Raw genomic sequence first — 23,952 nt, 5'->3', positions numbered from 1 at the left:
ACGGAAAGCTCCTTCGGGTCCCTCAGAGATGGCGGCGCCGGGCTGCGACTTGCCGGTCGTACTCCTCCCGGGCCTTGACCGCCGACGGCCGGGTCGCGGTCTCGGCCACAGGAACATCCCACCACGCCTGTGCCGGGGGTGCGCCCGACACAGTGTCTGCCGTTTCGGTCTCGACGTAGACACATGTGGGGCGGTCCGCCGCTCGGGCCTCGGCAAGGGCTTCGCGCAGGTCACGCAGAGTCCTGGCGCGAATGACCCGCATCCCGAGCGATGCGGCGTTGGCGGCGAGGTCGACCGGGAGGGGCTCTCCCGTGTACGCGCCTCCCCCGGCGCCCCCGGGCCCTCCCGGTCCGCCGGCCTGCGACGCCCCCGGCTCCCGGTGGCGGTAGGCGGTGCCGAACCGCTCGGAGCCGACCGCCTCGGAGAGCCCGCCGATCGAGGCGTACCCGTGGTTCTGCAGGACGACCACCTTGATCGGAACGTTCTCCTGTACCGCTGTGACGATCTCGGTGGGGTTCATCAGATACGTCCCGTCTCCGACGAGCGCCCACACGGGGCGCCCGGGAGCGGCCATCGACACCCCGATGGCGGCCGGGATCTCGTAGCCCATGCACGAGTAGCCGTACTCCACGTGGTACTGGTCGCGGGAGCGCGTCCGCCACAGCTTGTGGAGGTCGCCCGGGAGCGAGCCGGCCGCGTTGATCACGATGTCCTCCCCGGTGACCAGGCCGTCGAGGGCACCGAGGACCTGGGTCTGGGTGGGGCGGACGTCCTCGTCGGGCGCCTCGTAGGCGGCGCCGACCCGGCGCTCCCAGCGCTCCTTGCCGTCCGCGTACTCCGTCTCGTAGCCGTGTTCGACATGGTGTCCGCGCAGGGCCTCGGTCAGGGCCTCCAGTCCGGTCCTGGCGTCCGCCACGAGCGGGAGCGCGGCGAGCTTGTGGGCGTCGAAGCCGGTGATGTTGAGATTGAGGAAGCGGACACCCGGGTTGCCGAAGAGGGTCGCCGAGGCGGTCGTGAAGTCGGTGTAGCGGGTGCCGATGCCGATGACCAGGTCGGCCGTTCCCGCGAGTTCGTCGGCGACGGCGGTGCCGGTGTGGCCGATGCCGCCGATGTCCGCCGGGTGGTCGTACGGCAGGGAGCCCTTCCCGGCCTGTGTCGAGGCGACGGGGATCCCGGTGGCCTCGGCGAAGGTCCGCAGGGCGCCCTCCGCCCTGCTGTGGTGCACGCCCCCGCCGGCGACGACCAGGGGCCGCCGCGCGGACCGTACGACGCGGACCGCCGCCGCCAGCTCCTCCGGATCCGGCTGAGGGCGGCGCACGTGCCAGACTCGCTCGGCGAAGAACTCCTCCGGCCAGTCGTACGCCTCCGCCTGCACGTCCTGGGGCAGCGCGAGGGTGACCGCCCCGGTCGCGGCCGGGTCGGTGAGGACCCGCGCCGCGGCGAGCGCCGCCGGGATCAGCGCTTCGGGGCGGGTGATCCGGTCGAAGTAGGCCGACACCGGGCGGAGGCAGTCGTTCACCGACACGTCGCCCGCGTACGGGACCTCCAGCTGCTGGAGGACGGGGTCCGCGGGGCGGGTCGCGAAGGTGTCGCCGGGGAGGAGCAGGACCGGCAGCCGATTGACGGTGGCGAGAGCGGCCCCGGTCACGAGGTTGGTGGCACCCGGACCGATGGAGGTCGTGACGGCGTGCGTGGACAGGCGGTTGGACTGGCGGGCGTGACCGACGGCCGCGTGCACCATCGCCTGCTCGTTGCGCCCCTGGACGAAGGGCAAGTCATCGGACTCGAGGAGGGCCTGGCCGATCCCGGCCACGTTGCCGTGGCCGAAAATGCCCCACATGGCCCCGACGAGCCGCTGCCTGTGGCCGTCGCGCTCGGTGTACTGGCGGGCCAGGAACCGCACCAGCGCCTGGGCGACGGTCAGCCTCGGTCCGCTCATCGGTAACCCTCCGTGTGGTCGGGGTGGAAGCAGATCCGCCAGGCGCGTTCCGGACCGGGGCCGGCCATGACGTTCAGGTAGTACATGCCGTGGCCCGGAGCCGCGATGGAGGGGCCGTGCCAGCCGTCCGGGACGAGGACGGCGTCACCGCTGCGGACCTCGGCGAGCAGATCCGTGCCCCCGGGACGGGACGGCGAGATCCGCTGGTAGCCGAAGCCGTGCTCGCCCTCGATCTCGAAGTAGTAGATCTCCTCGAGCTCCGTCTCCTCGCCGGGGCGGTGCTCGTCGTGCTTGTGCGGCGGGTACGAGGACCAGTTGCCGCCAGGGGTCAGCACCTCGACGGCGATGAGGCGGTCGCAGTCGAAGGTGCCGGCGGCGGCGAAGTTGTGCACACGGCGGGCGCAGGTGCCCGAACCCCGGTCCTCGACCGGAACCTCCGGCGCGGGGCCGCGGCGAGCGGGGAGTCGTCGCTCGCACCTCGCTCCTGCCAGGGCGAAGCGGCCTCCCGCGCCGGAGGCGATCAGTGCCCGGGCGTCGCGCGGGACGTACGCGAAGTCGGTGACTCCGGCGAACACGTGCTCCCTGCCCAGCAGTTCCATGGTCGTACCTTCGGTCCGCACCGAGCACCCGCCCTCCAGCGGCAGCACGATCCACTCGCTGTCCCCGGCCTCCAGCAGGTGGGAGGCGCCGGGGGCCAGCTCCAGGACCCGCAGGGCGGAGTACCCCCAGCCGGCCCTCCCGGGATCGATGTCGAGCGCGTACGGTCCGGCGGCCGCGGTTCCGGCCCGCAGATGCCGTTCTGGTGCCGTGTCCCTGTGATCCATGAGTCCTCCGTACCCCCTAGAGCAGGCCCACGGCCGTGTCGACCGCCGCCGTTACGTCGCCGTCGACCGGATAGAGCAGTGAACGGCCCGCCACCAGTCCCTGGACCGTGGGAAGTTGCAGCGCTCCGCGCCACTTCTCGTACGCCGCCGCCTGCCCGCCCGCGGTGTCGCCCACGTCGCCACCGAGCAGCACCGCGGGGAGCGTCGACGTCTCCATCACCCGCGCCATGTCGTCGGGGTCCTCCGTGACGGGGATCTTCAGCCAGGTGTACGCCGAGGTGCCGGCGAGCCCGGAGGCAATGGCCATGGAACGGGTGACCGCCTCGGCGGAGAGATCGTTGCGCAGCACCCCGTCGACGCGGCGGCAGATGAACGGCTCGACGAAGACCGGCAGCCGGCGGGCGGCCATCTCGTCGATGGCGCGCGCGGTGGAGTGCAGGGTGGCGAGGGAGCCGGGGTCGTCGTAGTCGATGCGGAGGAGCAGCTTGCCCGCGTCGAAGCCCAGCCGCGCGAGGTCCTCGGCGCGGTAGCCGGTGAACCTGTCGTCCAGCTCGAAGGCGGCCCCGGCGAGCCCGCCGCGGTTCATCGATCCGATGACGACCTTGTCGTCGAGTGCCCCGAGCAGGAGGAGGTCCTCCAGAATGTCGGCGGTGGCGAGGACGCCGTCGACGCCCGGGCGTTCCAGCGCGGTGCACAGACGCTCCAGGAGGCCCAGTCGGTTGGCCATCGCGTACCGCTGGTCGCCGACGGCCAGCGCTCCGCGGGCGGGGTGGTCCGCCGCGACGATCATCAGCCTGCCGCTGCTGCCGACGAGGGCCCGCCGCCGACGGCGGGCCGCCGCCTCGGCCACGGCCTCCGGGTGGCTGACCCTGATCCTGACGAGGTCGGTGAGGGCGACGCGGGTCACGACGGCGCTCCGGGCGCCGCCGCGGTTCCGGGACCGCCGTGCGTGCCGGGTGGGGGGCCGGTCTCCGCCACGGGGCCGGGGTCCGCCTCGGGGCCAGGTGCATGGCCGTCGAGAAGGGCTTCCACCTCCGCGGCGTAGGGCATGGCCGACGAACAGGCGAGGCGGGCGGCGACGATCGCCCCCGCGGCGTTGGCGAACCGCATCACCCGCTCCAACTCCCAGCCGGCGAGGAGTCCGTGGACCATCGCCCCGCCGAACGCGTCGCCCGCGCCGAGACCATTGACGACGTCGACCTTCACCGGGGGCGCTTCCGCCACCGTGCCGTCGTCGCGCACGGCCAGCACGCCGTTGGGGCCCTGCTTGACCACGGCCAGCTCGACCCCGGCGGCGAGCAGGGCACGGGCGGCGGCGTACGGTTCGCGCTCCCCGGTGGCGATCTCGCACTCCTCGAGATTGCCCACGGCGACGGTGGCGCGGGCGAGCGCCTTCGCGTAGTACGGCCGGGCCCCGTCCGCCGCCGAACCGGTCGGGCCGTCCCAGAACATGGGCCGCCAGTCCAGGTCGAAGACGGTCGTCCCGGACCTCGCCCGGTGCTCGAGCGCGGCGAGCGTGGCCTCCCTGCTCGGCTCGGCGCACAGCCCGGTGCCGGTCATCCAGAAGACCCGCGCCGCGCCGATGGCGTCCATGTCCAGCTCTTCGGCGCGCAGTTCGAGGTCGGGAGCCTTGGGCTGCCGGTAGAAGTACAGCGGGAAGTCGTCCGGCGGGAAGATCTCGCAGAACGTCACGGGGGTCGGCAGCCCCGGCACCGCGGTCACCCAGCGGTCGTCGACCCGGAACTCGCGGAGCGCCTGGTGGAGGTAGTCCCCGAAGGCGTCCCGGCCGGTCCGGGTGACGACGGCGGCCCGCCGGCCGAGGCGGGCCGCCGCGACCGCCACGTTCGCGGCGGAACCCCCGAGGAACTTCCCGAAAGTGTCGACCTGGGCCAGCGGGACCCCGGACCGAAGGGGATAGAGGTCCACTCCGATCCGGCCCATCGTGATGACGTCGTACGGCTGAGGCATACGTGTCCCTTCGGTTCCACGCCCGGCTGCCCCCTGGTCTAGCCCGCCTTCCCGAGCACTGTCAACATTTTGTCCTTACATTCGGACGAAAGCTTGACACCTTTCTCCGGCGGCCGGAAAGCTGGCCGCCATGACCTCCTCCGCAGCCTCGTTCGACCGCATCCGGATCGGGTCGGCCCCTGACTCCTGGGGCGTGTGGTTCCCCGACGATCCCCGTCAAGTCCCCTGGCAGCGCTTCCTCGACGAGGTGGCACGCGCCGGCTACGAATGGATCGAACTCGGCCCGTACGGCTATCTCCCCACCGACCCCGCACGGCTCACCGAGGAGACCTCGTCCCGCGGGCTGAGGGTCTCGGCCGGCACCGTCTTCACCGGACTGCACCACGGCCCGGCCGTCTGGGAGAAGACCTGGGCCCATGTTTCCGGGATCGCCGCCCTCACCCGTGCGATGGGCGCGGACCACCTCGTCGTCATCCCGTCCTTCTGGCGCGACGACAGGACCGGCGAGGTACTGGAGGACCGGAGCCTCACACCCGAACAATGGCGGCACCTCACCACCCAGACCGAACGCCTGGGGCAGGAGGTGGGGGACCGCTTTGGACTGAGGATCGTGGTCCACCCCCACGCGGACACCCACATCGACGGCGAGGAGAACGTCAGCCGCTTCCTCGACGCGACCGACGCCGACCTGGTCTCGCTCTGCCTCGACACGGGCCACTACGCCTACTGCGGCGGCGACAGCGTCAAGCTCATCGAGACCTACGGCGAACGGATCGGCTACCTCCACCTCAAGCAGGTGGATCCGGAGATCCTCGCCGAAGTCGTCGCGAACGAGGTGCCGTTCGGCCCCGCCGTGGCGCGCGGGGTGATGTGCGAACCGCCGACCGGAGTGCCCGCGCTGGAGCCGGTACTGGCCGCGGCCCAGCGCCTGGACGCGGAGCTCTTCGCCATCGTCGAGCAGGACATGTACCCCTGCCCGCCGGAGAAGCCGTTCCCCATCGCCGAACGCACCCGGCGCTTCCTCCGCTCCTGCGGCGCCTGAACTCCTGCTCCCTCCGCCTCCGCACCTCCGTCCTGTCACAACAGTCGCCCCTTCGTCACACATGTCTGCGTTACGCGGGCCTTGTGTCACAGGACCTCGACAGCCCCTCCCCTGCCGTCACTCTGCGTCGTTCAACGGGCACAGGCTGAGTGATCGCCAGTGCCCGCGCCGCAGCTCCCCCGACGGCTCCCCCGGCCGCCGCTGCGGCGCGTACAGGGAGGTGCCACAGATGACGGACAGAAGACTCTGGTCCTACAAGGACATCGCCGCGCACATCAAGGTGCAGCCGGACACGGTCCGTTCGTACCGCAAGCACGGCCTCCTGCCCCCACCGGACCATGTGGAGTCGGGCAAGCCCTACTGGTACGCCGACACGATCCGCGTCTGGGTCGCCAACCGCCCCGGCAACAGGGGGCGCAGGAGCTGAGACGCCGGGCCCCGCATCCCCGGGTGCGGGGCCCGACGGGCAAATGGCTTGCCTCTCGCACCGCGCCCTTCCGACAATCCTGCGGTGACCGAGCGACGACAGGCGGACTTCTCCGTCAAGCCCACCCTCACCGGAACGAAGGTGGTCCTGCGCCCCCTCACCGAGGAGGACGCCCCCACGATGGCGGCGATCCTGGGCGACACCGAGGTGCTTCTCCTCACCGGTTCCGCCGGTACCCCGCCTTTCCCGGACGAGCGGTTGCGCTCCTGGTACGCCACCCGCGGTGATCAACCCGACCGTCTCGACCTCGGCGTGGTCGACCGTGACTCGGGTGAACTCGTCGGCGAAGCCGTCCTCAACAACTGGGACGAGCGGAACGGCAGCTGCAACTTCCGCATCCTGATCGGCCCTCGCGGCCGTGACCGCGGCCTGGGCACCGAGGCCGTCCGGCTCGTCACCGGCTACGGCTTCGAGCGGCTCGGACTGAACCGGATCTCCCTCAGCGTCTACGACTTCAATCCGCGGGCCCGCCGCGCCTACGAGAAGGCGGGCTTCGTCGCCGAGGGCACCGAACGCGAGGTCCTGCGCCACGAGGACGGCTGGGTCGACGCCACGAACATGTCGGTCCTCGCCCGTGAGTGGGCCGTTCACCGGGGCAGGCCCGAGGAATGAACCGACAGGGGAGTCAGGCGACCCGCCCCGGCTCGATGATCGTCACCCCCGCCCCCGGCGCCGTGCCCATGGCCGCCAGCGCTGCCGGGGCGGCGTCGAGCGGGATCACCGCGGCCACCAGCAGATCCGGCCGCAGAGCCCCCGAGCGAACCATGTCCAGCATCGGCCCGTAGGCATGAGCGGCCATCCCATGGCTGCCCACGATCTCCAGCTCCTCCCCGATGACCCGCCCCATCGGCACCACGGGGTCACCTGCGGCCGAGGGCAGCAGCCCCACCTGCACATGGCGTCCGCGCCGGCCCAGGCTCCGGACCGATGCGGCACACGTGGCAGGGGAGCCGAGGGCGTCCAGCGAAAGACGGGCGCCCCCGGCCGTCAGCTCACGCACCCTCAGCGCGGTGTCCTCGGCGCCTCCGAGCCCACTCCCGTCGACGCACTCCGCCGCGCCGAACCTCCGCGCCAGGTCCAGGGCCCTGGGAGAGACGTCCACCGCCACGACCCGTGCCCCGCACGCCGCCGCGATCATCACCGCGGAGAGCCCGACCCCGCCGCAACCGTGCACCGCGACCCACTCCCCCGGGGCCACCCGCCCCTGGGCGACCACTGCCCGGAAGGCGGTGGCGAACCGGCAGCCGAGTCCCGCCGCCGCAGCGAAGGACAGCTCATCGGGGACGCCGACGAGATTGACGTCCGCACGCTCCAGCGCGACGTACTCGGCGAACGAGCCCCAGTGAGTGAAGCCGGGCTGCGTCTGGCGCTCGCACACCTGTTGGTCCCCCGCCGAACAGGCCGCACAGCGGCCACAGGCGCACACGAACGGCACGGTGACCCGATCACCCGGCCGCCAGTCGACGACACCTGGACCGACGGCCTCGACCACTCCGGCGAGCTCGTGCCCGGGAACGTGCGGCAGCGAGATGCCGGGGTCGTGTCCCATCCAACCGTGCCAGTCACTCCGGCACAGTCCGGTGGCCTCGACGCGCACGACGACCCCGTGCTCCGGCGCTACGGGGTCGGGCACCTCACGCACCTCGGGCTCCTGCCCGTATCGCTCGAACACGACGGCCCTCATCCGCCCGCCTTCCCTGCTCCATTCGCTGCGCCCGCTGGTTCCTACGCCACCCGCTCCCGCGCCGCCAGCACTGCCACCGGCCCCGGCACGAACCTAACCGCCCACAGGGACGTTGTCGCGGTCGCGTTCGCCGTTTCGGTCGTCCGCCTCGTCCGCGGCACCGCCCCTGTCAGCCGTGGAGAGCCCGCCCCGCTCCTCGGTGTCGCGCTCCTGCGCGACGGAGTCCGCCGGGGCGGGCCCGGATATCCCGCCCTCGCTGAGACCGAACCTCGCATGGAGCGCCCGCAACGGAGCCGGGGCCCACCAGGTGGCCCTGCCCGTCAGCTTCATCACCGAGGGGACCAGCAGACTGCGCACCACCATGGCGTCCATGAGCACGGCGAGGGCGATGCCGAGGCCGAGCATCTTGGTGTTGCTCACCCGCGAGGTGCCGATCGCGACCATCACCACCGCGAGGATCACGGCCGCTGCGGTGATCAGCCCGCCGGTGCGGCGCAGCCCGAAGGCCACGGCGTGCTCGTGGTCGCCGGTGCGGTCGTACTCCTCCTTGATACGGGAGAGCAGGAACACGCCGTAGTCCATGGACAGCCCGAAGGCGACGCAGAACATCAGCACGGGAAGCGTCGTCTCGATCGCGCCCGTGGCGGTGAAGGAGAGGGGGCCGGAGAGGTGCCCCTCCTGGAAGATCCAGACCACGGCCCCGAACATCGCTGTGAGACTGAGCCCGTTGAGCACCACGGCCTGAAGTGGGATCAGCACACTGCCGGTGAGCAGGAAGACGAGCAGGAGAGTGACGACGGCGATGATCGCCGCGGCCCACGGCAGCCGTTCACCGATCGCGTCCTTGGAGTCGACCAGCATCGCCGCGGCGCCGGTCACGGAGGTCTCGAACGGGGCGGGCTCCGCGCGGAGGTCGCGGACCAGCCGCTGCGACTCCTCGCCGACGGACTCCTCCTCGGGCAGCACCGTGAACACCGCGTGCTCGCCGGAGACCAGCGGTCCGTCGACACGCAGTACGCCAGGAAGGGCCTCGACGCGCTCACGGTACCGGGCGTACTCGGCAGGGGTGGCAGGGCCCTCGGCGAAGACGTCGAGGCCACCGCCCGGGCTTCCGGGGAACCCCTCCCGGATGTGCTGCTGCACGACATGGGACTCCGCACCGGACGGGAGCTGGCGGTCGTCCGCCGGTCCGAACCGCACCCCGAGGAAGGGCAGCCCGAGCAGCACCAGCCCGGCGGTGGTGGCCACCGCGAAGACAGGGGCCCGGCGCATCACCAGGCGCACCAGCCGGGCCCAGCCCACCCCGTCGGCGTCTGCCGCCGAACTCGTTTCGGAGTGCGGCCGCCCGGCGTCGCCCGCCCTCTGCGGACCACCGCGACGGAACAGCTTCCGCAGATCGAGTGCGTTCACGCGGTCGCCGAGCAGCACCAGTGCGGCGGGGAGCAGCAGGAGCGCGGCCGCGGCGGCCAACAGGACCACGGCGATCCCCGCGTAGGCGAACGACCGCAGGAAGTACTGCGGGAAGACCAGCATCGCGGCCAGTGACACGGCCACCGTGAGCGCCGAGAAGAGCACCGTACGGCCGGCGGTGCGGACGGTGGTCGCGATCGCCTCCCGGCTCTGCGCCCCGGCAGCCAGTTCCTCCCGGAAGCGGCGCACGATGAACAGGGCGTAGTCGATGGCGAGTCCGAGGCCGAGGGCCGTCGTGAGGTTCTGTGCGAAGACCGAGACGTCGGTGAACTCGGTCAGTCCGCGAAGCACGGCGTTCGTCCCCAGGATGGCGACGATGCCGATGCCCAGCGGCAGCAGCGCCGCGACCGCGCTGCCGAAGACCATCACAAGCAGGAGCAGCGTCACCGGCAGCGCGATCAGCTCGGCACGCAGAAGGTCCTCCTGGATGGTCGTCTCCATCTCGTGCATGACCGCGACGGGCCCGCCGACGGAGACGTGCACGGGCCCGTGCTTGCCCCGGTACTCGGGCGCGATGCGCTCCAGCACCCCCGCGGCCGTCTTCTCGTCTCCTTCGATCCGGGCGGCGACGAGTGCCTCACGACCGTCCTCGGCGCGCAGGGCGGGCGACTTGGTCCGCCAGTAGGAGCCGACGCCCGTCACGCCCTCCTCACCGGCCAGCCGCTCGGTCAGCCGCTCGGCCTCGGCGGCGACGGACGGATCGTCCACACCCTCGGGACCGGTGCCGACGAGGAGGAGCAGATTGGGCCGCGCGGCGGGGAACTCTCGGTCGAGGGCTTCGGTCGCATACGTCGACTGCGCATCGGGGTCCTCCCACCCTCCGCTGCCCATCCGGTCGGCGACCCCGCCGCCCGCGAGGACGGCGAGGGCGGTGACGACGAGGGCGAGAAGCAGCGACAGCCGTGGTCGCGCGGTGACGAAACGGGTCCAGCCGCCCGGGCGCGGCTCGTGATTGACGTCGGACATCGGGTGGTGTTCCCCTCCCCCGAGACCGGTGCCGCGCAGGAGGCAGCACGGGTCGGCCATTGCCATAGACTGGCAAACACGAGTCATCGCTCGCGTTCCACAAGAATGCGAGCGCACACTCGCGTTTGTCAACCGAGCCCGGAGAACTGGGGATTGGTGGTTCACATGCCAGAGGCACCGGATGCCGGGGAACAAGGCGGGTCCGCGCAACCGCGCCGCCGCCAGGCACGGGGCGAGCGCCGGATCGCCCAGCTCCTGGAGGCCGCCGCCGGCGTGTTCTGCCGCTGCGGCTACACCGCCGCGAGCACCAACGCCATCGCCCGCGAGGCAGGCGTCTCACCGGGCACGCTGTACCAGTTCTTCCCGAACAAGGAGGCGATCGCCGTCGAGCTGGGCGGTCGACTGATGCAGCGCTGGCGCGAAACCCACGGCGCCGCATTCGACACCCTCGACCCGACCCTCCCGCTCGACGAACTGCTCGACTCGGTCCTGGATCCACTGATCGAGTTCAACTGCGCGAACCCCGCCTTCACCGTCCTCATGCACGGATCCGAGATCCCCGGCCGGATCACGGAGGAGCACGACGCCGTGCACTCGGCACTGCTCGAGCGCGTCGAGCAGGTCCTCGGCGACTTCCTCCCGAACTCCGCACCCGCCGAGCTCAGCCGTGTCGCAAACATGACGTTCTCCGCGGTCAAGGCGGGACTGGAGCTGATCCTCGCCCACGAGGGAGCACAGCGGGAGGCGTACAGGACCGAGCTGAAGAGGCTGGTGCACCGCTACCTCCAGCCACTGGTCGACGCCACCCCGCAGCCGGAGGGCACTCGCACTCATACCCCCTAGGGGTATAAAGTGAAGCGGGGGTCGGGGGAGTCACGCACCCCCGGACCCCGACGCACCACTTCGCCGGACGAAGTGACCACCGAGCGACACACCCGCACAGAGGAGAACGCCATGACCGCCGAGACGAACACCGGCACCATCGAGGCAAGCGGCTCCTGCTGCTCACCCACCGGCTCCTGCCACGGCAGCGCGGCGGACACCGAGCCGAGCGGCACCACCTCGGTCTACCTGGTGAAGGGCATGACGTGCGGCCACTGCGAGGGCGCCGTGACCGAGGAGATCTCCGCGATCGCCGGCGTCACGTCCGTCACGGCCGTCGCCACGACCGGACGGGTCACCGTGGTCTCGGCCGCACCGCTCGACGAGACGGCCGTGCGCGCGGCGGTCGACGAAGCGGGCTACGAGCTCGTGGGCGAGGCCTGACCTCCGCGCACGGCCATTCACCTCGCCCCTCCCCGACCGGGCACCGGCTCCGCCGGAACACCTCGACCACGCCTCCTGCCGCCCCGAACCTCCACCCGGGGCGGCTTCGGCGTTCCCGGCCCTTCGGCAGCCCCCGCGGCCCGCGGAGGCGACCCTCGCCCCGTCGGTCCCGCCAGAGAGCCCCGCCCGGACCAGCCCGCCCTCACGGCCCCTCCCCGGCCTTCGGCGACACGGGCCGGCCGTCCCCGGCCCCCTCGAATCCCGCGGTCCGGGAATTGCCAGGACCTACTCATCCGTTTCCGTGGCCGACGGGAGGCTGCATCTGCGATCCTTCACGTGGTACACAGGACCTTCACAAAGAGACCCAGATCACAGATATTTATGGGTAACCATTCGGGCTCTTCGCGAGTCTAAGTGGGCGATGCCAGAGCGTCTTGGGGGACGCTCATGGGATGTCTTGGGGGACGTCCCAGGCAAGCGTTGGCCGGGGCACGTACGACCGGGGAGCTTTGAGCGGCCCTCCCGAAGATACGTACCCCGGCAGACCGCGTCGCGAAGAGCTTCTGCTGGACACCAGCAGACGCCCGGCCGGATCCCGTGGGGGGAATCCGCACCGGGGATATGGGAAGCGCCCCGCTTGCCGACCCGTGGGGGGATCGGCAGCGGGGCGCTTCTCTGCGTACAGGACCCTCGCACCGGGGCGCGACGGGAGTGCCGAGCAGACCTCAGCGGGCCTCGACCGGGACGAAGTCGCGCAGGACCTCGCCGGTGTAGATCTGGCGCGGGCGACCGATGCGGGAACCCGGCTCCTTGATCATCTCGTGCCACTGGGCGATCCAGCCCGGAAGGCGGCCGAGGGCGAAGAGCACGGTGAACATCTCGGTCGGGAAGCCCATGGCCCGGTAGATCAGACCGGTGTAGAAGTCCACGTTCGGGTACAGCTTGCGCTCGACGAAGTAGTCGTCGGACAGCGCGTGCTCCTCCAGCTTCAGGGCGATGTCCAGCAGCTCGTCGGACTTGCCCAGGGCGGAGAGCACATCGTGGGCGGCAGCCTTGATGATCTTGGCGCGGGGGTCGAAGTTCTTGTAGACCCTGTGGCCGAAGCCCATCAGGCGGACGCCGTCCTCCTTGTCCTTCACCTTGCGAATGAAGGTGTCGACGTCGCAACCGGTGGCCGCGATGCCTTCCAGCATCTCCAGCACGGACTGGTTGGCGCCACCGTGCAGCGGGCCCCACAGGGCGGAGATGCCGGCGGAGATGGAGGCGAACATGTTCGCCTGCGAGGAGCCCACCAGGCGCACGGTGGACGTCGAGCAGTTCTGCTCGTGGTCCGCGTGCAGGATGAGCAGCTTGTCGAGGGCGGCCACGACGACCGGGTCCAGCTCGTACTCCTGGGCCGGGACCGAGAAGGTCATCCGCAGGAAGTTCTCGACGTAGCCCAGGTCGTTGCGCGGGTAGACGAACGGGTGACCGATCGACTTCTTGTACGCGTAGGCGGCGATCGTCGGGAGCTTGGCCAGCAGCCGGATGGTGGAGAGGTGGCGCTGCTTCTCGTCGAACGGGTTGTGGCTGTCCTGGTAGAAGGTCGACAGCGCGCTGACCACGGACGACAGCATGGCCATCGGGTGGGCGTCGCGCGGAAAGCCGTCGAAGAACCGCTTGACGTCCTCGTGCAGCAGCGTGTGCTGGGTGATCTCGCCCCGGAACGCAGCCAGCTGGTCGACGGTCGGCAGCTCGCCGTTGATCAGCAGATAGGCCACCTCGAGGAAGCTGGAGCGCTCGGCCAGCTGCTCGATCGGGTAGCCGCGGTAGCGCAGGATGCCCTGCTCGCCGTCGAGGTAGGTGATCGCGGATTTATAGGCGGCCGTGTTGCCGTAACCGCTGTCCAGGGTCACCAGACCGGTCTGCGCCCGGAGCTTCCCGATGTCGAAGCCCTTGTCGCCGACGGTGCTCTCGACCACCGGGTAGGTGTATTCACCGTCCGCGTACCGCAGTACTACAGAGTTGTCGCTCACGTCATCCCTCACCGACGTAGTGCCTCTTCTTCGAGGTGCCCTGACTGTCTCTACCATCCCCCATTTGGCTGAGGAGAGTGCACTCGGGGTCGACCATTCGGCCGGTCAGCGGCACTCAGTGCCGCCCAGCCTGCTCATCCTGCCCCCTTCGCCCCGGTTCCGGAAGTGTTAGGTGATCTTTGCCACGAACGCTCCACCTGTCAGCCTGTGGTCGAGTGCGGTAAAGCGCCTGCCTGCCGAGACGGTGCGGACCGCCTGCCCTACCGCCCTGCGGGAGCCGACGAGCACGACGAGCTTCCTCGCTCGCGTGACGGCCGTGTAGAGCAGGTTCCGCTGGAGCATCATCCAGGCCCCCGTGGTGACCGGGATCACCACGGCCGGATACTCGCTGCCCTGGGAGCGGTGGATCGTGACGGCGTACGCATGGGCGAGCTCGTCCAGCTCGTCGAAGTCGTACGGCACCTCCTCGTCCTCGTCCGTCAGCACCGTCAGCCGCTGCTCGACAGGATCGAGTGAGGTCACCACGCCGACCGTGCCGTTGAAGACTCCGTTCTTCCCCTTTTCGTAATTGTTGCGAACCTGAGTGACCTTGTCGCCGACGCGGAAGACCCGGCCGCCGAACCGCTTCTCCGGCACATCGGGGCGGGCGGGGGTGATCGCCTGCTGCAGGAGACCGTTCAGGGTGCCCGCGCCGGCGGGGCCCCGGTGCATGGGCGCGAGGACCTGCACATCGCGCCGCGGGTCCAGCCCGAAGCGGGCGGGAAGGCGCCGGGCGGCGACGTCGACGGTGAGCCGGCCCGCCTCCTCGGTGTCGTCCTCGACGAAGAGGAAGAAGTCGCTCAGCCCCGCTGTGAGGGGCTGGGCACCGGAGTTGATCCGGTGGGCGTTGGTGACCACGCCCGACTGCTGGGCCTGCCGGAAGATACGGGTGAGCCGGACGGACGGGACCGGACTGCCGTCCGCGAGCAGATCGCTGAGGACCTCTCCGGCGCCGACGCTCGGGAGCTGGTCCACGTCGCCGACCAGCAGCAGATGGGCGCCCGGCGCCACGGCCTTCACGAGCTTGTTGGCCAGCAGCAGGTCCAGCATGGAGGCCTCGTCGACCACCACGAGATCGGCGTCGAGCGGCCGGTCCCTGTCGTAGGCGGCGTCTCCGCCCGGCTTCAGCTCCAGGAGCCGGTGCACGGTGGACGCCTCGGCTCCGGTCAGCTCCGCGAGCCGCTTGGCCGCCCTTCCCGTGGGTGCGGCGAGGACCACCTTGGCCTTTTTGGCACGGGCGAGCTCGACGATGGAGCGGACCGTGAACGACTTGCCGCAGCCGGGGCCGCCGGTCAGGACGGCCACCTTGCGGGTGAGGGCGAGCCGGACCGCCTGCTCCTGCTCGGGCGCCAGCTCCGCGCCCGTGCGCGCGGCGAGCCAGGCCAGCGCCTTGTCCCAGGCCACGTCCCGGAAGGCAGGCATACGGTCCTCGTCCGTGCGCAGCAGCCGGGTCAGCTGGGCGGCGAGGGACAGCTCGGCGCGATGGAAGGGCACGAGGTAGACCGCGGTGACCGGGTCCCCGCCCTCGGGCGAAGGGACCTGCTGCCGGACGACCCCTTCCTCCTCGGCCGCCAGCTCGGCCAGGCAGTCGATCACCAGCCCCGTGTCCACCTGGAGCAGCTTCACCGAGTCGGCGATGAGCCTGTCCTCCGGCAGGTAGCAGTGCCCCTGGTCCGCGGACTGGGACAGGGCGTACTGCAGGCCGGCCTTGACCCGGTCGGGGCTGTCGTGGGGTATGCCCACCGCCTGGGCGATCCGGTCTGCGGTGAGGAAGCCGATGCCCCAGACGTCCGCCGCGAGCCGGTAGGGCTGGTTCCTGACCACGGAGATCGACGCGTCCCCGTACTTCTTGTAGATCCGCACGGCGATGGACGTGGAGACGCCCACTCCCTGGAGGAAGACCATGACTTCCTTGATGGCCTTCTGCTCCTCCCAGGCGACGCCGATCATCTTCGTGCGCTTGGGGCCGAGGCCGGGGACCTCGACGAGCCTGCCAGGCTCCTGCTCGATGACGTCGAGGGTGCCGGCTCCGAAGTGGTCGACGATGCGCTCGGCGATGCGGGGCCCGATGCCCTTGATGAGGCCGGAGCCGAGGTAGCGCCGGATGCCCTGGACGGTGGCGGGCAGGACGGTGGTGTAGTTCTCGACGGTGAACTGCTTGCCGTACTGCGGGTGGGAGCCCCAGCGACCCTCCATCCGCAGCGATTCACCCGGCTGCGCGCCGAGGAGCGAGCCGACGACCGTCAGGAGGTCGGAGCTGCCGCGGCCGGTGTCGACCCGGGCGACCGTGTACCCGTTCTCCTCGTTGGCGTAGGTGATCCGCTCCAGGACCCCTTCGAGCACTGCCAGATTGGACATGCGCAGACGCTACCGCCCGGCTCGGACAACCCGTCCGGCCTGTGGAGAACCCGGCGGGCCGGTCCTCTCGGAACGGGAGGGGCCGACCGCCCGGGCATCCAGGGGGCCCGGTCGAACGACCGGGCCCCTCGTTCCCCCACCCTCAGAACTCCTCCGAATCCCCCCGGAATCCCTCCCCAGGAGCCCTGACGCCCAGTACGACACACGTCACGCCGGAAGGGTTGCACGATTGCGGGCAGTTGTTCTTCCGGAATCTCGAAACGCCGATGCACGGGGGAGACTTGGCGTTTCGGGCATGAGTCACGATTCATTTGAGCAGGACGTCCTGACCGAACTCGGGAACCACCGGCTGCAGGAGGCCGCGGTCGCGCTCGGCACCGACACCATCGCCTTCTCTGAGGAGTGGTCGACGGACCTGGCCGCGGTGCTCGCCGAGGACCGCACCGTCGCCCAGGCCGATTCCGCCCTCTCCGCGTGTCACGAGGAGGGAGCGCACGAGGTGCTGCCGGAACCCATCCGCCCCGTGACGCCGTTCATGGCGATCCGCACGTCCTGCCTGTCACGAAGGCGCCTCCATGTCTCCCCGCTTGCTCGGTCTCCCCGATTGCTCGAAGCGGCGGCGAAATGGTCATGGCAAGCGCTTTCCGCCAGTGATGGCGCTAGCCTGCGGACAGTAGCCCGGGCAAGGGCCCGGCCGGATCCCCCTGGGAGGAAAGCGATGACAGTCACGCTGGCTGATGTGGCGGCTCGCGCCCGGGTCTCCCCGGCAACCGTCTCCCGGGTCCTCAACGGCAACTACCCGGTCGCGGCCCCGACCCGGGAACGCGTCCTGCGCGCGGTGGACGAGCTCGACTACGTCCTCAACGGGCCGGCCAGCTCACTCGCAGCGGCCACCTCCGACCTGGTCGGGATCCTCGTCAGCGACATCGCCGACCCGTTCTTCGGGATCCTGGCCGGCGCCGCGCAGAGCGCGATCGGCGAAGGCACCTCGGGCCGGGCGGGCGGCGAGAAGCTGGCGGTGGTGTGCAACACGGGCGGCTCCCCGGAACGCGAACTGACCTACCTGACACTGCTGCAGCGGCAACGGGCGGCCGCCGTGGTCCTCACGGGCGGGGCACCGGAGGACCCGGACCACCTCACCGCGATGGCAGCCAAGCTCGGGAAGCTCGCGGACGCGGGGACCACGGTCGTGCTCTGCGGCCGCCCACCCGTCCCCGGGGGCTCCGTCACCGCCACGCTCGCCTTCGACAACCGGGGCGGCGGGCGGCGGCTCACGGAACACCTGACCGGCCTCGGGCACCGGCGGATCGGGTACGTCGCGGGCCCCACCGGGCGCACCACCACACGGCACCGGCTCGAAGGCCATCGCGCGGCGCTGGAAGCGGCGAGGGCGGCCGACGCCGCGAAGGGGGGCGCGGGTGCGGCCGGATCCGTCCCGGAGGACCAGGAGCCGCTGACCATCCACGGCCTGTACGACCGGCGCTCGGGCTACGACGCCACGCTGGAACTGCTGCGCCGCGATCCCGGTCTGACGGCGATCGTCGCGGCCAACGACACAGTGGCACTGGGTGCCTGCGCGGCGTTGCGCGACCTGGGACTGCGCATCCCGGAGGACGTCTCGGTGGCCGGATTCGACGACCTGCCGTTCTCGGTGGACGCGGTGCCGGCACTGACGACGGTACGACTGCCGCTGCACGAGGCGGGGGTGCGCGCGGGCCGTCTCGCCATGGGCAGGGAGGCTCCGCCGCCGGGCGGCATCGCGACCGTCGGCGCGGAACTGATGGCGCGGGCGTCGACGGCGCCGCCGCGCAAGGACTGACGGGCGCACGACCCCGAGGGCAGGCGGCGGGACGCCGTAAAGGGCCCGGGCGGGGGCTCGTCGCGCCCTGCGATCCCGGTGCGAACGGTATGCCCGGCGGAGGCGGCGGGAGTTGTCCACAGGCCTTGCCGGGCGTCATTCCACGAACCTAGCCTTGACTCAGTCAAAGGAAAGGTCGGGGGGTTCGTCATGGCCATCCAGGAGATCCGCGCCTTCAACCGCTTCTACACCAACCTCATCGGCGCGCTCGACTACGGCAAACACCTCTACACGCCGTACACGCTCACCGAGTCACGGGTGCTGTACGAGCTGGCTCACGCCCCGCGGACCGACGCCGCGGACCTGCGGCTGGAGCTGTCCCTGGACGCCGGCTATCTGAGCCGGCTGCTCGGCAAGTTCGAGCGGGACGGTCTGGTCGAGCGGGCCCCGTCCGAGGAGGACTCGCGGCGGCAGCGCATAACGCTGACACCACGCGGGCGAGAGGCGACCGCCCTGTTGGACGAGCGCTCCCGGGAGGCCGTGGGCAGGCTGCTGGCCGATGTGCCCGCCGTGGAGCAGCCCCGGCTGACCGAGGCCATGCGCACCGTGCGCGACATACTGGGCGAGGTCCGGCCGGATCGGCAGGGGCACGGCGAGGGGCCGATGCTGCGCGACCCGGTGCCCGGTGAGCTGGGCTGGATCGTCCAGCGGCACGGCGCGCTCTACGCGGCGGAGTACGGCTGGAACGCGGACTTCGAAGGGCTGGTCGCCCGGATCGTCGCGGACTTCGCCCAGGACCACGATCCCCATCTCGAGCGGGTGTGGATAGCGGAGCTGGACGGCCGCCCGGTCGGTTCCGTGATGTGCGTACGGGACGAGGCCCCGGCCACCGCCCGGCTGAGGCTGCTGCTGGTCGAGCCGGAGGCGCGCGGCCACCGCCTGGGGGAGCGTCTGGTGGGCGCGGTGGTGGATTTCGCCCGGGACGTGGGGTACCGGGAACTGGTGCTCTGGACCAACGACGTCCTGACGGCCGCCCGGAGCATCTACCAGCGCGCAGGGTTCACGCTCGTCGCGGAGCAGCCGCACCGCTCGTACGGGGCCGACCTGGTCGGCCAGGACTGGCGGTTGCCCCTCCAGGAAGGATCACCCAAGTGAGGTTCGCCTTCTCGACCCTCGGCGTTCCCGGCATGCCCGTACCGGCGGTGGCCGCCCTGGCAGCCTCGACCGGCTGGCAGGGAGTGGAGCTGCGCACCCACCCGGAGGAGCCGGTCAACCTGGCCATGGGAATACGCGAACGCGACGCGGTCGTGGACGCGTTCGCACGCGCGGGCGTGGAGATCGTGACGGTCGCCGGTTACGCCCAGGTGGCGGCGGCCGGCGACGAGGCGGCCATGAGCGAGGAGCTGACAGAACTGGTCCGGCTGGCAAGGGATCTGAGGGCGACCTTCGTCCGGGTGTTCCCCGGGGGCGGCGACCAGCCCCGGGAGACCGCCGACGCGACGGCTGCCAGGCGGCTCGCCGCGGTAGCCGAGACCGCCGCCGACGCGGGTGTTCGGGTCCTGCTGGAAACCCATGACTCGCACCGCACGGGCACCGCGGTCTCCCGCATCGTGGGCCAGGTCGGGCACAAGCACGTGGGAGCTCTGTGGGATGTCCTGCACCCGTGGCTGGAGGGGGAACCGCCCGTCACCACCCGGGCGGCGCTCGGGCCCTACCTGGGCTGCGTCCAGGTCAAGGACGTCGCCTCGGCGGAGGACCTCACGCCGCTGCCACTGGGCGCCGGGGTCCTTCCCCTCGGTGAGTGCCTGGGGCTCGCGGACGGCGACGGCTGGGTGTGCTGGGAGTACGAGAGGCGCTGGCACCCGGGCGCGGCCGAGTTGCCGGGGATACTCGCGGCGGGGCGGGAGCACCTCGAGTCGCTGGTGCGCTCCTGAACCTTCCGGTCCGGTACCGTGCACGGCTTGGCCACGCCCCGGCCGGACCCGGCGCGCAGGGGAGCCTGCCCACGCCGGGCCGGCAGGTCCGGGCCCATGCGGGACCTGAGCCCGAACGATGCGGGGGCAGCCACCGTGGGCATGCCCGGCGAGCGGGTGCAGGACGGCCAGGACGGAAGCACAGGGCGGGACGGAAGCGCCGAATGAGCGCCGGGTCAGGGGCTCACCGACACGGGTCGGGGCAGGGGAGGACCGAGGCATGGCCGGCGAACGAGTGCCGGGCGGTACCGGGTCCCGGCTGAGTGGCGGACGCAGACCGGGGCCGGCCGGCTGCGGGCCAACGGCAGCGCGCCGGGACTGACCGATGCCGGAGCGAGGCAGCGAACGAACCGCAGCACCCCGGGACTGACCGGTGCCGGACCACGGCGGCGAACGAGGCCGGGACCCGGTGTCCGCCGGAACCGGCGGAGATCGCCGGACGAGCCTCCCGCAGTAGGCTGAAGTTCATCGGCGACAGCGTGAAGCCCATGGAGACCGCCCATGAGCCCGAACCCTCAGGACCCGAACCCTCAGGACCCGAACCCTCAGGACCCGAGCCTTCAGGGCCCGAGCGCCCAGGCCGCGAACGCGGCCCGCCACGGCCAGGGCCCGGTCGTCACCGGCTGGAGCCACGGTGACCGCGTCGTCCGCTGGACGCACGGCGGCGGGGTCGTGCAGAAGGACTTCGCGGGACCGACCCAGGCGGCACTCGCCTGGGACGGCCGGGTGATCGTCGTCGAGGCGCTGGACGACACCCCGTACACGCCCACGGACAACGCGGTCGTGTACGAGGCGGACGGGACGGAGCTGGTCCGGTTGGCGCCTCCGCGGGACCTGGTCGCCGAGCCTTCATGGGTGTTCGGGTTCTTCACGGCGCATCTGGACGCCCAGGGGCGGCCCGTGCTCGTCGTCGCCACGCAGGTCGGCGACTTCTGGGGGCATCCGGATCTGACCGCGGGCACGGTCGTGGACGTCCAGGAGTGGCGCTGAGTCCGTGATCTCCCGCCGGCAGACCCCGGCGGCGCCGCGGGGCCGCCCAAGGTCGTGAGCGCCCCGGCCCTCGGCGCCCGGCAGATACCCGCCCCGCCCCTCGGCGGAACCGGGAAACTCTCCGTGCGCGGGGAACCCAAGACGGGGCCCCGGCGTCCAAGTGCCGTGCCGCGGACGAGTCACCGCAGAGCGGCGTCGTCGGCCCTCGTTGCTGGCTGCGATCGCTGACTCCCTCCCTGGCCGCCTGCGGCCTGCGGCACGCCGCCACCGGTGCGCCCCCTCCCAGCTCCGGTGGCGGTCCCTCCTCTCCTCCAGGCGCTCCCTTGTCCACGCACCCTCTCCTCCACGCGCTTCCCTGAACCGTCGCAGCGCGGCTGCCGCCGCCACCGGTGCGCCCCGTCCGGCCGATTCCCTTGACTGGCAGTTACTTTCCGGATATCCGTGACCCTTGGAAGTTTCCTTCAGGGAAGGAGCACCAGTGCCCGACCGGACCACCCCGTCCAGACGTTCCGTTCTCGCCGCCACCGCCGCAGGTGCCGCGGCCGCGGCCCTCACCTCCGGCCCCGCACACGCGGGCTCCCCCGACCGCGGCCCCACGCGCGCACACCTCCAGCGGCTCATCTCCCGAATGAGCCTTGAGGAGAAGGTGGGGCAGCTCTTCGTGATGCGGGTGTACGGGCACTCCGCCACCGCACCGGACCAGGCCGACGTCGACGCCAACCTCAGGGAGATCGGGGTACGTTCGGCCGCCGAACTGGTCGAGCGCTACCACGTCGGCGGCATCATCTACTTCGTCTGGGCCCACAACACCCGTGACCCGCAGCAGATCGCCGAGCTGTCCAACGGGATCCAGCAGGCCGGACTCGCCCAGCCCACCCCCGTTCCGCTGCTGATCTCCACGGACCAGGAGCACGGGATCGTCGCCCGGGTCGGCAAGCCCGCCACGCTCGTGCCGGGCGCGATGGCACTGGGGGCGGGCGGTTCCCGCTCCGACACCCGGAAGGCCGCCCGGATCGCCGGCACCGAGCTCGCCGCGATGGGCATCCGGCAGAACTACGCACCGGTCGCCGACGTCAACGTCAATCCGGCCAACCCGGTCATCGGCGTGCGGTCGTTCGGCTCCGACCCCCGGGCCGTCTCGGAGCTGGTCGCCTCACAGGTGCGGGGCTACCAGGGCGCGGGCATCGCCGCGACGGCCAAGCACTTCCCGGGTCACGGGGACACCGTGTCCGACAGCCACCACTCGCTGCCGACGATCCACCACACCCGCGAGGAGTGGCGCGAGCTGGACGCTCCGCCCTTCCGGGCGGCGATCGCCGCGGGCATCCGCTCCATCATGACGGCGCACATCGTCGTCCCGGCACTCGACCCGAGCGGGGACCCGGCGACACTGTCCCGCCCCATCCTCACGGGGATACTGCGCGAGGAGCTCGGCTACGACGGGGTCGTCGTCACCGACGCGCTCGACATGGCCGGCGTACGGCAGAAGTACGGCGACGACCGGGTTCCGGTGCTGGCCCTGAAGGCCGGCTGCGACCAGCTGCTCAACCCGCCGAACCTGAGCGTCGCCTGGAACGCCGTCCTGGAGGCCGTGCGGAGCGGTGAGCTGACCGAACAGCGCATCGAGGAATCGATCCTGCGCATTCTGCTGCTGAAGGACGAACTGGGTCTCTTCCGGCAGCCGTTCGTCACCCGCGAGGGCGTGGACCGCACCGTGGGCAAGCGATCCCACCTGGCCGCCGCCGACCGGATCGCCCAGGACACCACCACACTGCTCGCCGATCCGGCCGGTCTGCTGCCGCTGTCCCGTCGCAGACACCGCAATGTGCTCGTGGTCGGCGCGGATCCGGCCTCCCCGTCGGGGACGACCGGGCCCCCGACCGCCACGCTCACAAAGGGCTTCACCGAACTGGGCTTCACCGCTACGGCGCTGTCCACCGGCATCACCCCCACGGCCGCCAGGATCGAGGAGGCGGTGGCCGCGGCGGCCGGGAAGGACGTCGTGGTCGTCGGCACGTACAACGTCTCGGCGACCAGTCCGCAGCGGACCCTCGTCTCCCGGCTGGTCGCCACGGGCGTCCCGGTGGTCACGGTCGCCATCCGGAACCCGTACGACATCGCGCAGTTGACGGGCACCGGCTTCGCGGCCTCGCTCGCGACCTACAGCTGGACCGACGTCGAACTGCGGGCGGCGGTAAGGGTGATCGCGGGCCGGGCCGAGCCCGAAGGCCGGCTTCCCGTACCGGTGCAGCGAGCCGACGACCCGACGCAGGTGCTGTACCCGGTCGGACACGGCCTGAGGTACCGGGGGTAGCGCGGCGTACACCGCGCGACCGGCGCGCCACCCTCACTCGTTGGAAAGCCCCCTGCTCCCCTGGCGTGCGCCCGCACCGGCGGGTCACGCTGGAGTGACCGAGCAGGGGGCGGCGATCCATGCATGTACGGCGTCTTTGGGCGGGGGTGGTCTGCGCGGTGCTCCTCTCCTGCCGGCCGGGTCCGGGCGGCGCCGGGAGCGAGAGCCCACAGACGCCACGCGAGAACTCGCTGCCGCCCGCACACGGACCGCTGTTCCTCGGGCCGGGGAGCTGCAGCGGCCGGGGCCCCGCGGACGCTCGCGAGGTGCCCTGCACCAGCGAGAAGGCGGTGGCGCGAGTGACAGCCCGACACGACGGACGGCGGACGGACACGCCGGTCTGCCCCGACACGACGGACTTCGTGCTGCACATCTCGGAACACCGACCGGCGTTCGACGAGGACGGCGACGGGTCGATTCCTCGGGGCTACGCCTGCATGCGCAATCTGGAGCCGCCGCATCCCGGCGATCCCGGGGGTGGGGGCGGACCGCACACGATCGTCGGCGACTGTCTCCGCACCTCGCGCCAGGGGCAGGTGAAGGAGACCGCCTGCGGCGGGTCCGGTGAGCACCGGCCCGAGTTCAGGGTGGCGTCGACCGTGGACGGACGCTCCCAGTGCCCGCCGTCGACGGATCTGTTCGTGGAACTGCCCGCCGGCAGCAAAGCGGTGGGCTGCGCCCGCCGCCTCTGACTCCGCGCATCGCGAGTCGTCGGCGACGGGGCGCAGCCCACCGTTCGCTGTTCACCGTTGACCAGCGGTCGCCGGCCACTGGTCGCCG

Annotated in this window: 19 protein-coding genes; 11 read left to right on the top strand and 8 right to left on the bottom strand. The window is 71.5% G+C overall.

Features of this window, described 5'->3' with window-relative positions; genetic code table 11:
- Window positions 1–22 precede the first annotated feature (22 nt).
- Genes iolD through iolC form a run of 4 tightly spaced genes read right to left on the bottom strand, consistent with a single transcriptional unit; the run spans window position 23 to window position 4,731 of the window.
- Window positions 23–1,939, bottom strand: coding sequence for a 3D-(3,5/4)-trihydroxycyclohexane-1,2-dione acylhydrolase (decyclizing) (gene iolD / locus AB0J10_RS06885; protein WP_363058584.1), 1,917 nt, complete (start codon window positions 1,937–1,939; stop codon window positions 23–25).
- The gene (gene iolB, locus AB0J10_RS06880) at window positions 1,936–2,763 is read right to left on the bottom strand and encodes a 5-deoxy-glucuronate isomerase (protein WP_363058582.1); all 828 of its coding nucleotides are present in this window, start codon (window positions 2,761–2,763) and stop codon (window positions 1,936–1,938) included. The genes iolD and iolB overlap by 4 nt, the downstream gene beginning before the upstream one ends.
- A gap of 16 nt (window positions 2,764–2,779) precedes the next feature.
- On the bottom strand, window positions 2,780–3,670 hold the full coding sequence (locus AB0J10_RS06875) for a deoxyribose-phosphate aldolase (protein WP_363058580.1): 891 nt from the start codon (window positions 3,668–3,670) through the stop codon (window positions 2,780–2,782).
- Window positions 3,667–4,731 carry a 5-dehydro-2-deoxygluconokinase gene (gene iolC / locus AB0J10_RS06870; protein WP_363058578.1) on the bottom strand — a complete coding sequence of 355 codons (1,065 nt, stop codon included), beginning with the start codon at window positions 4,729–4,731 and terminating at the stop codon, window positions 3,667–3,669. Before iolC ends, AB0J10_RS06875 begins: the two co-directional genes overlap by 4 nt.
- Before the next feature lie 130 nt (window positions 4,732–4,861).
- Between iolC and AB0J10_RS06865 the strand changes: the two genes are divergently transcribed.
- From AB0J10_RS06865 to AB0J10_RS06855, 3 genes are all read left to right on the top strand, one after another.
- The gene (locus AB0J10_RS06865) at window positions 4,862–5,773 is read left to right on the top strand and encodes a sugar phosphate isomerase/epimerase (RefSeq protein WP_363058576.1); all 912 of its coding nucleotides are present in this window, start codon (window positions 4,862–4,864) and stop codon (window positions 5,771–5,773) included.
- Window positions 5,774–6,002: 229 nt separating this feature from the next.
- On the top strand, window positions 6,003–6,200 hold the full coding sequence (locus AB0J10_RS06860; RefSeq protein ID WP_283296751.1) for a MerR family transcriptional regulator: 198 nt from the start codon (window positions 6,003–6,005) through the stop codon (window positions 6,198–6,200).
- Between the two features lie 84 nt (window positions 6,201–6,284).
- Complete coding sequence (locus tag AB0J10_RS06855) at window positions 6,285–6,872, top strand: GNAT family protein (protein WP_363058573.1); 588 nt, start codon at window positions 6,285–6,287, stop codon at window positions 6,870–6,872.
- Between the two features lie 13 nt (window positions 6,873–6,885).
- Here the strand turns inward: AB0J10_RS06855 and AB0J10_RS06850 are convergent, their stop codons facing one another.
- Both AB0J10_RS06850 and AB0J10_RS06845 read right to left on the bottom strand, forming a co-directional pair.
- Window positions 6,886–7,944, bottom strand: coding sequence for a zinc-dependent alcohol dehydrogenase family protein (locus tag AB0J10_RS06850; protein ID WP_363058571.1), 1,059 nt, complete (start codon window positions 7,942–7,944; stop codon window positions 6,886–6,888).
- Window positions 7,945–8,037: 93 nt separating this feature from the next.
- Window positions 8,038–10,380, bottom strand: coding sequence for an MMPL family transporter (locus tag AB0J10_RS06845; RefSeq protein WP_363058569.1), 2,343 nt, complete (start codon window positions 10,378–10,380; stop codon window positions 8,038–8,040).
- A gap of 165 nt (window positions 10,381–10,545) precedes the next feature.
- On the opposite strand from AB0J10_RS06845, the gene AB0J10_RS06840 reads away from it, so the two are divergent.
- Window positions 10,546–11,223 carry a TetR/AcrR family transcriptional regulator gene (locus tag AB0J10_RS06840; protein ID WP_363058567.1) on the top strand — a complete coding sequence of 226 codons (678 nt, stop codon included), beginning with the start codon at window positions 10,546–10,548 and terminating at the stop codon, window positions 11,221–11,223.
- A 111-nt stretch (window positions 11,224–11,334) separates the two neighbouring features.
- Window positions 11,335–11,646 (top strand): heavy-metal-associated domain-containing protein, encoded by a 312-nt coding sequence (locus tag AB0J10_RS06835; protein ID WP_363058564.1) that lies wholly within the window; start codon window positions 11,335–11,337, stop codon window positions 11,644–11,646.
- A 725-nt stretch (window positions 11,647–12,371) separates the two neighbouring features.
- Here AB0J10_RS06835 and AB0J10_RS06830 read toward each other — a convergent pair.
- Entirely contained in the window at window positions 12,372–13,661 is a 1,290-nt protein-coding gene (locus tag AB0J10_RS06830; protein ID WP_363058562.1) for a citrate synthase, read from the bottom strand.
- 168 nt (window positions 13,662–13,829) lie between these two features.
- Window positions 13,830–16,058: an ATP-dependent RecD-like DNA helicase gene (locus AB0J10_RS06825; RefSeq protein WP_363058560.1), complete on the bottom strand. Its 2,229-nt coding sequence runs from the start codon at window positions 16,056–16,058 to the stop codon at window positions 13,830–13,832.
- A 718-nt stretch (window positions 16,059–16,776) separates the two neighbouring features.
- Here AB0J10_RS06825 and AB0J10_RS06820 point away from each other — a divergent pair.
- The 6 genes from AB0J10_RS06820 (at window position 16,777) to AB0J10_RS06795 (ending at window position 23,864) form a co-directional block, all read left to right on the top strand.
- A complete protein-coding gene (locus AB0J10_RS06820) occupies window positions 16,777–17,877 on the top strand; it encodes a LacI family DNA-binding transcriptional regulator (RefSeq protein WP_363058558.1) in 1,101 nt (366 codons plus the stop codon).
- 189 nt (window positions 17,878–18,066) lie between these two features.
- A complete protein-coding gene (locus AB0J10_RS06815; protein ID WP_363058556.1) occupies window positions 18,067–19,011 on the top strand; it encodes a helix-turn-helix domain-containing GNAT family N-acetyltransferase in 945 nt (314 codons plus the stop codon).
- Window positions 19,008–19,790, top strand: a complete 783-nt coding sequence (locus AB0J10_RS06810; RefSeq protein WP_363058554.1) for a sugar phosphate isomerase/epimerase family protein — start codon at window positions 19,008–19,010, stop codon at window positions 19,788–19,790. Before AB0J10_RS06815 ends, AB0J10_RS06810 begins: the two co-directional genes overlap by 4 nt.
- 540 nt (window positions 19,791–20,330) lie before the next feature.
- Window positions 20,331–20,819 carry a hypothetical protein gene (locus AB0J10_RS06805; RefSeq protein WP_363058552.1) on the top strand — a complete coding sequence of 163 codons (489 nt, stop codon included), beginning with the start codon at window positions 20,331–20,333 and terminating at the stop codon, window positions 20,817–20,819.
- Between the two features lie 478 nt (window positions 20,820–21,297).
- Window positions 21,298–23,133, top strand: a complete 1,836-nt coding sequence (locus AB0J10_RS06800; protein WP_363058550.1) for a glycoside hydrolase family 3 protein — start codon at window positions 21,298–21,300, stop codon at window positions 23,131–23,133.
- Window positions 23,134–23,291: 158 nt separating this feature from the next.
- Window positions 23,292–23,864 (top strand): hypothetical protein, encoded by a 573-nt coding sequence (locus tag AB0J10_RS06795; RefSeq protein WP_363058876.1) that lies wholly within the window; start codon window positions 23,292–23,294, stop codon window positions 23,862–23,864.
- Window positions 23,865–23,952: the final 88 nt, after the last annotated feature.

Origin of the sequence: Streptomyces sp. NPDC049887 (assembly GCF_040656535.1) — a bacterium.
Taxonomy (GTDB): Bacteria; Actinomycetota; Actinomycetes; order Streptomycetales; family Streptomycetaceae; genus Streptomyces.
The sequence above is the reverse complement of the archived record's forward strand: the minus strand, read 5'-3'. Positions and strand labels throughout refer to the sequence as shown.